Origin of the sequence: Thermanaerosceptrum fracticalcis (genome assembly GCF_000746025.2) — a bacterium.
In the GTDB taxonomy this organism is placed as follows: Bacteria; Bacillota; Peptococcia; order DRI-13; family DRI-13; genus Thermanaerosceptrum; species Thermanaerosceptrum fracticalcis.
The window spans coordinates 404017-417204 of the sequence record NZ_CP045798.1; the positions used below are offsets into that span (position 1 = coordinate 404017).

At 45.5% G+C, this 13188-nt stretch carries 15 protein-coding genes, 2 tRNA genes and 1 pseudogene; 16 read left to right on the forward strand and 2 right to left on the reverse strand.

The window, feature by feature from the left end:
- Positions 1-129 precede the first annotated feature (129 nt).
- Positions 130-203, reverse strand: a tRNA-His gene (locus tag BR63_RS02130).
- Positions 204-435: 232 nt separating this feature from the next.
- On the opposite strand from BR63_RS02130, the gene BR63_RS02135 reads away from it, so the two are divergent.
- From BR63_RS02135 to kamB, 11 genes and pseudogenes are all read left to right on the forward strand, one after another.
- Positions 436-512 (forward strand) — tRNA-Val (locus BR63_RS02135).
- 302 nt (positions 513-814) lie between these two features.
- Positions 815-982 (forward strand): annotated as a pseudogene (locus tag BR63_RS02140) (DDE-type integrase/transposase/recombinase); the annotation flags it as partial.
- 164 nt (positions 983-1146) lie between these two features.
- Positions 1147-2034 carry a putative sporulation protein YtxC gene (gene ytxC, locus BR63_RS02145; protein WP_051965928.1) on the forward strand — a complete coding sequence of 296 codons (888 nt, stop codon included), beginning with the start codon at positions 1147-1149 and terminating at the stop codon, positions 2032-2034.
- Positions 2035-2361: 327 nt separating this feature from the next.
- Complete coding sequence (locus BR63_RS19430; RefSeq protein ID WP_243270098.1) at positions 2362-2490, forward strand: group II intron maturase-specific domain-containing protein; 129 nt, start codon at positions 2362-2364, stop codon at positions 2488-2490.
- Positions 2491-2579: 89 nt separating this feature from the next.
- Positions 2580-3026: a DUF6917 domain-containing protein gene (locus tag BR63_RS02155; RefSeq protein WP_243270053.1), complete on the forward strand. Its 447-nt coding sequence runs from the start codon at positions 2580-2582 to the stop codon at positions 3024-3026.
- A gap of 160 nt (positions 3027-3186) precedes the next feature.
- Positions 3187-3645, forward strand: a complete 459-nt coding sequence (locus tag BR63_RS02160) for a RidA family protein (protein ID WP_034423410.1) — start codon at positions 3187-3189, stop codon at positions 3643-3645.
- A gap of 15 nt (positions 3646-3660) precedes the next feature.
- Positions 3661-5124: a hypothetical protein gene (locus BR63_RS02165; RefSeq protein ID WP_034423412.1), complete on the forward strand. Its 1464-nt coding sequence runs from the start codon at positions 3661-3663 to the stop codon at positions 5122-5124.
- Between the two features lie 16 nt (positions 5125-5140).
- Positions 5141-6436 carry an FAD-dependent oxidoreductase gene (locus tag BR63_RS02170; protein WP_153802117.1) on the forward strand — a complete coding sequence of 432 codons (1296 nt, stop codon included), beginning with the start codon at positions 5141-5143 and terminating at the stop codon, positions 6434-6436.
- Positions 6437-6751: 315 nt separating this feature from the next.
- Positions 6752-7009 carry a hypothetical protein gene (locus BR63_RS02175; RefSeq protein ID WP_034423416.1) on the forward strand — a complete coding sequence of 86 codons (258 nt, stop codon included), beginning with the start codon at positions 6752-6754 and terminating at the stop codon, positions 7007-7009.
- Positions 6993-8822: a cobalamin B12-binding domain-containing protein gene (locus tag BR63_RS02180; RefSeq protein ID WP_034423418.1), complete on the forward strand. Its 1830-nt coding sequence runs from the start codon at positions 6993-6995 to the stop codon at positions 8820-8822. The genes BR63_RS02175 and BR63_RS02180 overlap by 17 nt, the downstream gene beginning before the upstream one ends.
- Positions 8823-9004: 182 nt before the next feature.
- Complete coding sequence (gene kamB / locus BR63_RS02185; protein WP_051965929.1) at positions 9005-10021, forward strand: lysine 5,6-aminomutase reactivase subunit KamB; 1017 nt, start codon at positions 9005-9007, stop codon at positions 10019-10021.
- A gap of 43 nt (positions 10022-10064) precedes the next feature.
- Here the strand turns inward: kamB and BR63_RS19710 are convergent, their stop codons facing one another.
- A complete protein-coding gene (locus tag BR63_RS19710; RefSeq protein WP_276568945.1) occupies positions 10065-10196 on the reverse strand; it encodes a hypothetical protein in 132 nt (43 codons plus the stop codon).
- A gap of 174 nt (positions 10197-10370) precedes the next feature.
- On the opposite strand from BR63_RS19710, the gene BR63_RS02190 reads away from it, so the two are divergent.
- From BR63_RS02190 to BR63_RS02210, 5 genes are all read left to right on the forward strand, one after another.
- Positions 10371-11015 carry a LysE family transporter gene (locus BR63_RS02190; RefSeq protein ID WP_034423420.1) on the forward strand — a complete coding sequence of 215 codons (645 nt, stop codon included), beginning with the start codon at positions 10371-10373 and terminating at the stop codon, positions 11013-11015.
- 218 nt (positions 11016-11233) lie between these two features.
- Entirely contained in the window at positions 11234-11575 is a 342-nt protein-coding gene (locus BR63_RS02195) for a YlbF/YmcA family competence regulator (RefSeq protein ID WP_034423422.1), read from the forward strand.
- A gap of 161 nt (positions 11576-11736) precedes the next feature.
- A complete protein-coding gene (locus BR63_RS02200) occupies positions 11737-12336 on the forward strand; it encodes a tryptophan transporter (protein WP_034423424.1) in 600 nt (199 codons plus the stop codon).
- A 157-nt stretch (positions 12337-12493) separates the two neighbouring features.
- Positions 12494-12697, forward strand: a complete 204-nt coding sequence (locus BR63_RS02205; RefSeq protein WP_034423426.1) for a hypothetical protein — start codon at positions 12494-12496, stop codon at positions 12695-12697.
- 73 nt (positions 12698-12770) lie between these two features.
- Positions 12771-12995 (forward strand): hypothetical protein, encoded by a 225-nt coding sequence (locus BR63_RS02210; RefSeq protein WP_153802118.1) that lies wholly within the window; start codon positions 12771-12773, stop codon positions 12993-12995.
- The last annotated feature ends 193 nt before the right edge of the window (positions 12996-13188 follow it).

The following is a 13188-nucleotide window of genomic DNA, read 5'->3' on the forward strand; positions in this document are numbered from 1 at the left end:
AGAAAATGTTCTACTGGTATTATTTTACAAATACCATAAAATTCCTGCTGACAGGTAAAAAAAATAAACCCTGACTAGAGGGTTTTAGAAAGGAAAAATATAACGCATCCACATGAGGATGCGTTCACGAGGAGAAAGGTGGGAATCGAACCCACGTATTCAGGTGCCACGTACCTGAGTGCAACCTCTACACCACAATCTCCCTTATAACGTGCTTGTCCTCATTATATCAAGGTACCAATGTATTTTCAATTGGTTGTTTTTGGACTGAGTCCATTCATTTCGGAAAAAATCGGCGAAATCTGGAGTTTACGACCAACAATAAATCCATTTCGTCCAATATCGCTGTCTGGAACAATATTTGCGTAGCCAATAATAGTCATTTGACAAAAGAGAAATCTCATCATATAATTACTTTTGTACAAAAAAATATTGGGGGAGTTAGCTCAGTTGGTTAGAGTACTTGCTTGACATGCAAGGGGTCGATGGTTCGAGTCCATTACTCCCCACCATTGAGTATTACAAGATAGTGTGAAGGCACTATCTTTTTTATTTTTGGAAAATGTGATAAATAAACCGGGAAATAAAATAACAAAGAACGGCCACCAAATACAACACCATGCTGGAAGAAATGGAATGTGTTACCATAGACACAAATCCATTTCACAGGAGGAGTGTAGAATGAAGAGGTGGCAAATATCTTCAGCAGAGGCGCGAAGTAAGATATCAGTTTATTAAGGAAAACAGCTCCGAATTTCGCGTCAAGAAGATGTGCCTGGTCCTCAAAGTAAACAGGAGCGCTTACTATGACTGCGACATTACGTATATTCCGAAAGACGAAGGCTGGCTGTACTTAGCAGCCGTAGAAGACCTCTTTCACAAAAAGGTTGTGGGCTGGGCACTAGACAGTCGTATGATAAAACAGCCAACCATTGATGCCATTGAACAGGCAATTATTAAGGAAAAACCTGCCCAAGGACTTTAAATGCAAATACAAAGAATCCCTTTTTATGAAATAATGAGTAATTCTAAGAAAAGAAACAAAAAGGCACCAGGAGGTTCCTTTTTCTGTTTAATTTGACAGAAAACCCTTCGTATATAATAAGAGCTCCCTCATATAATAATGGCATGAAGGGGGTGAAATTTTTGCTGGAACCAATCTCCATCGGTACATATACCAGCCCTAATGTACTGTTTAACCGCTTAAACAGCGAGTTGGAATTTTTACAAAGAGAAGGTTTACCTCTTCATATTGATATAAATAAAGTGGGTAATTTTACTTTTTTAGGCTGCGAAATAACAGGAGATAATACAGGTACCAGTGAGGAAGAGGTCTTTAATATTACCAAGTTTTATATCGCTAACTGCCTGGCCGACATTATTGTCAACGAATGGGAAAGCAGGATTATTAAAAAAATAGTGCGCAACACCTACTATTACTATAATGAAGAAGAAAAACAGACCATTTTAAATAAAGCCAAAGAAATTTTAAACCCCCTTGGTTCCAACTCCTATCACCAGAATGAACGAAAAGAAAAGGTTATGGTCAAAATTTTAGAATACCTGGATATGCATAAGGAGTTAATCCTGGAGGGGTTTGTTAATTTCCGTCTTAAGGATTATCAGAATGAGTTAGAGGATGTGGTAAATTCCGCCGTTGATGAATTCCTCCTGGAAAAAGAGTATATGGAATTTATCCGTCTCTTACGTTATTTTGTCGATATCCAGGAGCCCCGAGTAAAAACTATCCAGGTAATTTTTAAACAGACAGGAAAATTTAATTTACTCGATGAAAATGATAAACCGGTTAACAATGATTATTTGGAAGGTTTTGTGGTTGATCTTTTAGATAATGAAATCAACTATGAGGATTTACTGATCAGTGCCCTTATCACCCTGGCTCCTAAGGAAGTGATCCTGCATTTGGAGAATGGTGTGGTGTCAGGTGATATCGTGACCACTATCAAGAATGTCTTCAGTAATCGTGTAGTGATGTGCAGTGGCTGCAGTAAATGTAGGCATCCGGAGAAATAAATCTTATCCTTACCAATCAATCAAGCCCCCACGGGCTTTTTATTGTTCGTCCGGCATGTTTACTGACCGATGGGTTGAAAGAAACCCTGTCACCTAAGCAGCGGGAAGACAACCCGTAAGCAAGAGCGTCACTGCAGTTACTCGGCAACGGTGTTGGAAATACGATTGGGTGCTGGAATTCGACATCAAGGGGTTGTTTGACAATATTGGCCACGAATTGCTAATGAAGGCAGTCCGCAGGCACACCGACAATCCATGGGTTATCCAGATGGTGTAGCGCACTGCTATAGCAAAGACCCTTGAGGAACTATACAGGATGTTCGATCCATACTCAGGGGATGGGGCAACTACTATGGACGCTTTTACACGTCGGAAATGTACTCAGTACTCAGGCACATGAATCGAGCGCTAGTCCGTTGGGCAAGACGCAAATACAAGAAACTTGCCAGACATTAGCGACGGGCAAATTACTGGCTCGGCTTTACCTTACTCGATTTTTACATCAAATACCAAACTGAAATTCTTATTAAGGCGAGGTGACAGGGTTGTTAATTGATCCCTATAAGGTCGGCATGTTCAAAGCCAATCCTTATGCCAAGAAGACAGAGATTAAAGGGAACCTGGTGGTAGTCCTGGAGGGCAAGCTGGAAGGAAGAAATCTGCAGTTAATCACACCTATTTCCCGGGCCCTTTTAAAGGGGGAAATTCACGAATTGATTTTGACTGACGAGGAAGGGGCCAAGCCTGGAGTTAAAGTACAGGCAATAGCTTATCTGGGCTTCTTTGAAGTAACAACTGGCGGAGTGATGGTCAGTGGTGACGAGTTGTTTTTACATAATCAACTCATTGGTACCGTTGCCGGTTTTGATGAAACCCATATGCCCAACCATCTAAATATCGTAATAAAAGTGCCGGAAAGAAAAAGCGGTGTGGAGTTAGGCGCGGAGCTGGGTATGGAATTAATTTGCCGGCAGAAGAATAATCAGGGATAAGCAAGGAAAACTATCTTTAGCTAGCAGTTCACAGCAGTTAAGTTACTAGTTATTAGTTCCTAGTTACTAGTGGTTTTCCAGTCGGACTTCAGAAGTACAGGTAGCTAGTGCAGCTAACAACTGCCAACTATCAACTACTTTATTAAAGGGGGATTGATTCATGTCGTATGAAGCTAAGTTAAAGGAGTTAGGGCTAGAAATGCCCGAAGCGCCTAAACCGGTTGCTGCATATGTCCCGGCTGTAAAGATTGATAAATACGTGTACACTTCCGGGCAAATACCTTTTGTCAATGGAGAATTGAAATACAAAGGGAAAGTAGGTGGTGGTGTTAGCGAAGCAGATGCTTATGAGGCAGCTAAAGTCTGTGCCCTTAACTGTTTAAGTGTCATCAAGGCTCAGATTGGTTCTTTGGATAATATCGAACGTGTGGTGAAAATTGTAGGGTTTGTCAACAGTGCATCCGGGTTTAATATGCAGCCTAAGGTAGTCAACGGTGCCTCAGAGCTTATCGGCCAAATCTTTGGTGATGCCGGGCAGCATGCCAGGTCAGCCGTAGGTGTCAATGAACTGCCCCTGGATGCAACCGTCGAAGTGGAAATGATTGTTAAGGTGAAATAAAAGGAGGTCTTTGAAATGGCAAAATTCAAGTATAAATTTCAAATGTATAAACACCTGCAGGCCAATATCCCCAATATCTATGCTGAAGCGAAAAAAATCCCTGATGAAATAGGGATTCCTGCAGAGATCAGAGGAAAATTTGGTCTAACGGGTGCTATCTCCGGGTGTCCTGCACCCCTGAGAGATGACATCATGGAGGCTGGCGAACGTGGCAGTAAAGAGGTTATTCCTCTGGCCAAACTGGTCGATGAAATCCGGGAAATTGTCAAAGATGTCTATGGCGATGAGTGGGATGTGGCACCCACCAGTACATGTGAAGCTGCTCTCTGGGTTACTTTTGACTCTCTCTTTACTCCTCCCATGCTGGGAAGAGGCGACAACTACCGGGCACGGTATATTGCTCCTTATGAGAAACACCTCCATCATCAGGGTGCCTACGGCAGACCTTTTCCGGGACGGTTTAAAGATATTTTCGCCGACCGCGGCTCTACAGCCGGTGAACTGGGCTTCTATGGTAAGCGCCAGAATAACCTTGACACAGTAATCGTACCTCTGGCCGGAGCAAAATACGAATGTCATGGTATTAAATATCACCCTGTTCCCCTTTTAACAGGTGTGGACCCTGATGAATCTATCGAAATTTTGGCCCAGTATGCGGAAATCCACGCGCCTTACTTAACCGGTTTTACTTCCTTAGGTTATACAACCCCAGGTTACGGTTATGGTGTCAAAGATGAAAGCGGCGAGCCTTTGTTAAGCAGATATATTGCCGAATTAGCTCATTCCTATGACCTGCCTTACGTGGTAGACAATGCCTGGGGATTGCCCTTTGTGGGTTATAATCCTACCAAGACTGGTGCCGATATTGTTGTCTATGCTATGGATAAAGCCACAGGCTCTCCGACCAGCGGTTTAATCATTGGTAAAGAAGAATATATGGTACCTATCCGCAGGGCTATGGGTATGCATGGGGACCGTTACGGTACTACTGCTTCCTATGGTAAAGCTGCTTATGTAACCTTTGACCCTGGTAAAGAAGCTCTTCTCGGCCAGATCCAGGCCTTGAAGGTATTACGTGACAGACCGGAAGTATTGACCAAACCCACTGATGACTTGTATCGCGTGGTTAAGGAAGAGTTTGACAAGATTGATCCCAAACTCCGCGACGGCATCATCATTACCAAGGCGTATAACGGTACTGCCGTAGAAGTCAACTATGAAGGAACCTGGAAAGACGGTGAAATGGGTATTCCTATCTTCTCCATTGAAGATATGTATGCCGGAACCAATATCTTCCAGACAGGAATGGGTGCCATGGGTGTTATTCCTACTGTGGCCTATGACGGCAACATCTATCTTTCTACCGGCTTAGGTACTACTGACAACAAAGGTAATCTCATTGAAGAAGTAGCCCGCTACGGTGTGCAGGCCCTGGTAAGACTCATTGAAATCACCTGCAAGTATGCGGGCGTGCTTTAACCAACAACTAACAGCAATGAGGGGGATATATATGGTTAAAGTTGTGGTGGTGGGCGGTGGCTGGGCCGGGACGGCAGCAGCTATCACCGCTCGTAAGGCAGGGGCCGATGTATTAGTCCTGGAACGTACGGATATGTTCCTTGGTACTGGACTGGTTGGCGGCATTATGCGCAACAATGGCCGTTTTGTCGCCACGGAGGAATCCAGGGCCATGGGAGCAAACGAGTTATTTGACGCGGTTGACGAAACGGCAAGACATAAGAACATTGAATTTCCCGGACACAAGCATGCCACCCTTTATGATGTGGCTAAGATTGAGCCTGCTGTAAGACGCAAACTGGATCAGGCGGGGGTCAAATATAAACTCCAGTGCCGCGTTGCCGATGTAAAAATGGACGGAAAGAAAATTGTGGCCGTTATCGACCAGGATAAAAACGAATACAGCGCAGATGTCTTTATTGAGACTACAGGTACGGCCGGGCCCCAGGGGAACTGTTTAAAGTATGGTAACGGCTGTGCCATGTGTATTTACCGCTGTCCCACCTTTGGTCCCCGTATTGCCCTGGCCACCAAATGTGGCGTTGAGGAGTTTGTCGGTAAAAAAGCTGACGGCTCCGTAGGGGCCATGAGCGGTTCCTGTAAACTTCACAAGGATTCTTTATCGGAAGAAATTCAAAAGGAATTAAACACCAAAGGCGTGGCTGTAATCCCCATTCCTGCAGAACTGCAGAAAAAAGGCGCTTTGGAAACGAAGGCCTGCCAGCAGTATGCTTTAAAGGAATTTGCGGAAAATATTATTCTCCTGGATACGGGCCATGCCAAGTTAATGACACCTTTCTATCCCCTGGAAACATTACGGCAGATTCCCGGTTTTGAGAATGCCAGGTATGAAGACCCCTATGCCGGCGGTATTGGTAACTCCATACGGTATCTCGCCCTTTCACCCCGGGACAATACCCTGAAAACTCAAGGGTTAGATAATCTTTTCTGCGGGGGTGAAAAGGCCGGTCTCTTAGTAGGACATACAGAAGCCATTGTTACCGGCAGCCTGGCAGGTCATAACGCTGTCCGTTATGCCGCCGGCAAAGACCTGGTGGAAATACCAATTGCTCTTACCATTGGCGATGCCATTGCCCATGTGAATGAGCAGATGAAAACGGAAACAGGTATCACCAAGAAATATACCTTCTCCGGTTCTGTTTATTTCGAAAGAATGAAAGAACTGGGGCTTTATACGACGGATGTTCAGAAAATCAAAAACCGGGTAGAAAAAGCGGGAATGACAGGTATCTACAATCAAAAGGTGGTTTAAAGGTCACTCTTTTCGTAAAGAGGCCGAAAAAGGGCAGCTTCGGCTGCCCTTTTTCAGTTGGTAGTTGATAGTTGTTAGTTGTTAGTTGGTAGTGATCTTTAACGTGAACCGTTAACAGTTAACCGTGAACCGAATTCCGACTGCCGACCTCCGACTGGCGAATTCCGACAATGCTGTATTAGAACATGGACTAGGAAGCAATTAAACTCGGAAATCGGAAATCGGATATCGGGAGGCGAAGCCGTATTCGCCAAAAAAGACGTCGGATATCGGAAATCAGAAGTCGAAAATCGCCATGAGAAAGGACGTGAAGCGATGCCTGCCGTTTTACAACAGGTTATGGATGCTCTCGATGTAGAAACCTTTTTGGTTTGCAGCTGTGAAGACGAGGGCAGGAAGCTCATCATGGAATTAATGAAAGACATAGGCTTTAAAGATATTGATGTGGTTTTTATTGAATTCATGGGGCCTGGCGTGCGGGTAAGGGCCAGGGCTTATTTACACCGGGCTGGTGACCGTTACGGTTGGCTCTTAGGCGAGGGAGGGGAAACAGAACATGAATTCAGCAAATAAGAAGAAGGTTCTTTTAGCACCTTTGGACCCCGTCCATGATATCGGCCTGAAGATGATCCACCGGGCCATCCGGGAAGCCGGGCATACAGCAGTGCTCTTGTCGCCGGATTTGCCGGTAGAAGAAGTTATCCGGGCCATCATGGAAGAAAAGGCTGACACAGTTCTCTTAAGCCGGACCCTGGGCTACGGTGTGGCCGAATTACTGGCTAAATTCGTAGACTTACTGGACGCCGCCGGACTAAGGGAAAAAGTCAAAGTGGGGATAGGCGGTATGGCCATTCGTTCTGAATTGGCTGCAGAGTTAGGCTTTGATGCGGGTTTCGGCCCTGGAACGACTATTGAAGAAGCCCTGGCTTTCGTAGAGGGACGGGAGTATAATCCCGAGGCCAATAAGGTGAGAAAAGAAAAAGTAGATCTTACGGCAGGGTATTCCTATAAATTTAAACATGCCGGTATAGCCGTGCTCTTGGATAAAATTACTTCTCAGATTATGACCTGGTGTGAGGATAAGAGTTCGCCGGGTGTTATCAGGGCCCAGCTGCGTGATGAGTACTGGGACAAAGAGGAGTGGTTAAAAGGGACCGGCAATAAAGGATTTTATGATAAATATCCCGAGTACTGCGGTGATGTGGCCAAAGCTTATTACCTAGAGGGAAAAATCCATCCTAAAACGAGACTGTTGACTCCCGAGGAAAGTGAAGCTTACAACAGGTATGTACAAAGGACGAAAAAACGGATGGTACTAAACAAGATCCAACATACCCGGAAACTGCCCATTGTCTTTAACCAGTATGGTACAGGCTGTCCTATCCTGGACACGGGCCATATTAAAGTGAGTGAGGCATGGGGAGCTGACGGGGTGGTTCACTTTGACCCCTCATGGGGAGCCAGGACCGAGGGCTTTCTAGAGGGGTTTGTTGCCCATGCTGAAGACGGTACCGTCATTACACCGGAAAACATGTATCGTTTGAGCCAGGCCCGGGAAAGGTCTACCTTGTGGCAGGTTCGGGCCCACCGGGGGCTAAATACACCTGAGACCGTAGTTTTAGCGGCCAAACTGGGGGCAGATTTGACCAAGATAAACATCGCCTACGGCAGCCTGGGCGCGGGGACCGACCCGGCCAGGATGACCATCGATGGTTTCCATGCCATTAAATATGCTGCCAAGTACAAGCTTCCTTTTGATATCGTCACCAATGAAGAGCTCACAGGAGTCCCCGCCTATAAAGCTTTCAGCGGTATGCTCATTGTGGCCGCTCTGGCTTTGAAATTGGGGGCACGCCCCATTCTCCAGCCCCTTTTCTGCTACTGCCCCGAATGTATGATTAGCGGTTCCATGGAAGATAACTATATCGATTTTAATTCCACCAAAGTCTTCGCCCTTCGTCAAATTCTGGATGCACCTATTTGGCCCGGCGCTCCTATTGGCTTCCTGACCCAGACAGAAGACCGGGTCCAGTCTTCTGTAAGCACCTCTCTTCATGCCATGCTGGCCTGCTCCCTCCAGGTTGAAGCAATTTCCATTGCCTCGGCCGATGAGGCCTATGCAGGCGGACCTATCAGCGTACCGGCTAAAATCGATACTTTACGGGGTGTGGAAGAAGCCTTCCGCTTCCTGGGACAGGACGACATCAGGCCTTCCGAACGGGCTAACCAGTGGGCCCAGGAGATGGTGGAAGGTATTAAAAGGGTTTTGACTAAAGTAGCTGAACGGGATGATTTTGTTCAAACTCTCTATGAAGGCCTCCTGGGCAGTAAAGAAGAAGGTGCCTATCCGGGCCGCGCAGGAAAAGGGACGGTCATTATAAAGTAAGCATTGCTTTGGGTTATGTATCCCGTTACCCGTCACCCGCCACCCGCTTCCCGAAAATTACGGGAATATGAAAGATGACATGATAAAAGTTTAACGGGACAAGCAGGAATACGCTTTCTTTTTGCATAATTAATACAGCATGCCCTTTCGGGAACAACAGACAGAAAGAAGGCTTATGCGAAATGTCGAAAATTATTGGGATTGCCGGTACAGCTAAAAACACAGGTAAAACGACGACGACTACGGCCATTATGGAGAAGGTCTACAGCCATAAACTAAAGCTGGGCCTGACCAGTATCGGCTATGACGGTGAGGTCATGGATAATGTCACGGGTTTACCCAAACCCAGGATCCGGGCGGAAAAAGGTACCGTTGTGGCTATTGCCCAGTCTTGTCTCGCCGCGGGTTCGGCGGATATTGAGGTTCTGGCAACCACTGATATCCGGACGCCTTTGGGCAAAATTGTTATCGGTGAGGTTAAGGAGCCAGGTCTCGTGGTCATTGCCGGGGCCAACAAGAGCTCGGAAGTCAGGATCGTCAATAAGCTCCTAAAAGAACAGGGTTGTGACCTGGTCCTGGTGGACGGTGCATTAAACCGCATCGCCCCTATGGTAGAAACCCAGGGATTGATTGTGGCCACAGGTGCAGCCAGAACCACTAATCTTCCGAAATTAGCCGAGGAGACCTCTTGTATGTCGGCTATATTGAATTTACCTCCTTGGCCGGAAAAGGAAAAAGCGACGCTGGTATCTACCTCCCTTCTTAATGAAGCCATGGTGAAAGAACTTTTACAGCGCGTAACCTCCGAAACCAGGGAAATTGTAGTGACGGGTATTATTGGGGAAAAGAGCTTCCAGGCTTTGTTAGACCTGGGGAAAGATATTTTACCGGGGAAGGCTCTGGTTCTCCCGGATCCTATCAAGGTCCTGGTGGCCGGTGCTCCGGACCTGATGTTCGAAGTAATAGCGAGACTGGCCGACAGCGGTACACCTGTTTATGTGCAAAAGCCGGTGAAATTACTGGCTATCACCGTAAACCCTTTCTATCCCCGTTATCGTTATACCTCCCATGATTACGAACCGGCCTATGTAGAAAAGGAAGAGTTAAAACAAAGCATCCAGCAAAAATGTAAGGTGCCTGTGGTTGATGTGGTGGAAGAAGGTATAGACCGCTTATGGGCGACTTTAGGCCTCGAATAAGTACAAAGAAACAAAAACGCAGCTTCAGGGCTGCGTTTTTGTTTTAGAGGATGGGTATATCATCTAAGTCCTCATCTGCTTTAGGTTCGTTATCAGTTTCCTCTGTGGACGGTGATTCATCCTCCAGGTAGAGAGGAAACTGGGGATCTTTCCAGTAGGGAATAGGTTTCTGCACCGTTTTCACCTCCCGTTTTATTTTTATCATTCCCGGGTGGTGATGAAATAAATGAAGTTTTTTCACTATGTAAGTGATGTAAAATGAAATAATTAAGAATAAGTATAATGAAAATGGGCAAACGATTTGCTAAAATATTTATCAATATCAACTGAAAAAAGGAAGTGGATGCAATTGTCCCTCGTCACCTTATTTATTACCGCTTTTATTATGGGTTTTTCAGGTGCCATGATGCCGGGGCCCCTCTTAACAGTCAATATCAATGAATCCTACCGGCGAGGGATCAGTGCGGGACCTCTACTGATCATGGGGCATGGGTTCTTGGAACTGCTGCTGGTTATTGGCTTGACCCTTGGTTTGGGGGCAGTCTTGGTTCTCCCTCTCGTGAAGGGTGTCATTGCCCTTGTGGGTGGGCTTGTTCTCTTATGGATGGGCTGGGATATGGTGAAGGAAGCCTGGCAGGGTGCCGTGTCCCTGGAGTTAGCGGCAGGTGGCGAGGTGAAAGGGATGCAGCCCGTGCTGGCCGGGGCGGTCGTTAGTTTGTCCAACCCCTACTGGGTTTTATGGTGGGCCACCATTGGGGTGACTTATGTAACCCTGGCCTTGCAAAAAGGTATTCTCGGTCTTGCTGTTTTTCTCACAGGTCATGTGCTTTCCGATTTTGTCTGGTATACTGCCGTCTCCCTGGCCGTTGTCAGCGGCAGAAAATTATTGAGCGACAAAGTATACCGGGGCATTTTGATCACCTGCGGCCTTTTCTTACTCTATCTGGCCATTTATTTCATCTGGTCAGGCAAGAACTTTCTGCTAGGTACTTAAGATACGACTTTCCGACATCCGATTTCAGTTACCTGAGATTCAGTGACCGGAGTTCGGCACCTGTGTAAGTGACCAGAGTCCAGTGTCCAGTATCCGGTATATTAAACTGGTTACTGGTCACAGGTCACCGGTCACTAAACTAAAAAGTAACTGCGAACTTTTACACTACCAACTACCAACTATCAACTAACAACTAATTCAAAAAAGGAGGTAAAACAATGGTCTACGACAAAGCCCATGAGCTGGCGAAAGCCCTGAGGTTTAGTCCTGAATACAGGCAGTTTAAGGAAGCCAAAGAAAAAATTAGCCGCAATCCGGAAAGCCAAAAAATATTAGAGGATTTCCACAAAAAGCAGTTGGAAATCCAGACCATGCAGATGCTAGGTAAGGAAATACCACCGGAGAAAATGCGTGAATATGAAAAGATGTCGGAGATCTTAAATTATCACCCCAGTGTCCGGGAATTTCTCCAGGCTGAGTATAAAATAGCCCAGATGTTCGCCGACATCCAAAAAATACTGGCCGAGGCTCTTGACCTGGAATTGCCGAAAAATGAATGAAAGGTATTGCCAGATTAGAACTGTTTGAATTATAATAAAAAAAACTTAATATTGAGTGCTAAGCGAGAGGGAGTGTGAGATCAGGAGAGCAAGCCGAGTAGAGTGTCGTTTGGATTTTTACCATATTAAAAGATTAGTTAGTTGAGAGGAGTTTAGAAGAGATGAGTTTACGTGATTCTTTACAGATTGCTTTATTATTGGCTGTAGGTTATATTTTGCGTTTGATTGTTCCAGGGTATGGAGCAGGTATGAAGCCCGATTTGATGCTGGGTATGCTTTTTGTGATCATTTTGATGCATCGTAACTTTAAAGTGACCATGTTAGCCGGTGCTTTAACGGCGATCATCACTGCCTTGACTACTACTTTCCCAGGAGGGCAAATTCCCAATTTGATTGATAAGCCTTTAACAAGTCTTTTTGTTTATGTCTTAGTGATGTTGATAGTCAATCCCTTAGAAAAGTTGTTAGGCAGGACGTCTTTCACCTTTTTGGGGTTAAAAGCATCGCTGGGGACATTTTTATCCTGTGGAATTATTGGCTTTTTGGGGACCCTTTTCAGTGGTTTCGTCTTTTTGATGGCCGCTCTTGCTATTGTAGGGTTACCGGCACCTTTTAAGGTACTTTATGCCACGGTGGTTATACCCACGGCTATAGCTAATACCGTTTCGGTCATGGTGCTGTATCCTTTAGTAACCCTGAGCAAGCGGGTTATTGCAGGGCCCCAAAGGGAAGAGGAGATAGCCTTAAATTCAAATGAATAATAGTTTGTGTACAATTGGCCAGGTAAATAATAATACCTGGCCTTTAATTTTGCAGGAAAAACCCACAACCTCTCGAAAAAAGAAGTGTAAAATTTTTTTATGAATTTCTTATGGTGTATAAATGGGACTTGCACATTAAAAGTCAGGGAGAGGGAACATGGGAAAACTAGCTATCAGCACGGTTGTAGGTTTACTGCTTTTGACGACACAGGGGGAATATTCCAGTATTCCTATAAAGACAGGACGGGATCCTGTCACTATCCTAAAGAATAAAAGTTACTACTTTAAGAACAAAAAGATTCACGAGTTTTGGTGGACCGGAAATACTCTTTCCAGGATAGCCAATGATACGTTGTTATAAACAAAGAGGTCAATAACCGGGAAGTATATTCCTTACGCATTAAAACCAGCAATCCCGATGCCTGGCCTGGCGTGTGAAAGAGATTGTGAATTCATTTGCTGTTTTTACCCCTCAGGGAGAAGAACTCAGCAGCTTAGCTCATGGTAAGGAGCGGAAATATCCCCTAAACCCGGCGGCACAGGAGTTTCTAGACAAGGAGTTTCCCGTCAAACAGCAGTGGGGTATTTTTGAGCCCTGGGCACCCGACGATTACCGGTCTCTTCATGAGCTGGAGCAGAAATCTGGATTACTTGTTTAAGTATTTACTGGTCTATAGCAACATGGGGTAATCCTACCCAGGGAAAGGCTGGAAAAAGCCGGGAACGAGGGGAGATATCTGGAATATACTTTACAGACCCTGCTGCCTGACCAGCAATTAGCTCATAGCATTACGTATGATCTTTTGGACGGTAAATATGACGAGTATCTGCATAAGTTTGCCCGGGATATTG

Excerpts from the sequence above, each read along its gene's own strand:
- BR63_RS02160 (WP_034423410.1), top strand. The coding sequence starts at position 3,187 with ATGTCGTATGAAGCTAAGTTAAAGGAGTTAGGGCTAGAAATGCCCGAA.
- BR63_RS02165 (WP_034423412.1), top strand. The coding sequence starts at position 3,661 with ATGGCAAAATTCAAGTATAAATTTCAAATGTATAAACACCTGCAGGCC.
- BR63_RS02170 (WP_153802117.1), top strand. The coding sequence starts at position 5,141 with ATGAGGGGGATATATATGGTTAAAGTTGTGGTGGTGGGCGGTGGCTGG.
- BR63_RS02175 (WP_034423416.1), top strand. The coding sequence starts at position 6,752 with ATGCCTGCCGTTTTACAACAGGTTATGGATGCTCTCGATGTAGAAACC.
- BR63_RS02180 (WP_034423418.1), top strand. The coding sequence starts at position 6,993 with ATGAATTCAGCAAATAAGAAGAAGGTTCTTTTAGCACCTTTGGACCCC.
- kamB (WP_051965929.1), top strand. The coding sequence starts at position 9,005 with ATGTCGAAAATTATTGGGATTGCCGGTACAGCTAAAAACACAGGTAAA.
- BR63_RS02195 (WP_034423422.1), top strand. The coding sequence starts at position 11,234 with ATGGTCTACGACAAAGCCCATGAGCTGGCGAAAGCCCTGAGGTTTAGT.
- BR63_RS02200 (WP_034423424.1), top strand. The coding sequence starts at position 11,737 with ATGAGTTTACGTGATTCTTTACAGATTGCTTTATTATTGGCTGTAGGT.
- BR63_RS02205 (WP_034423426.1), top strand. The coding sequence starts at position 12,494 with ATGGGAAAACTAGCTATCAGCACGGTTGTAGGTTTACTGCTTTTGACG.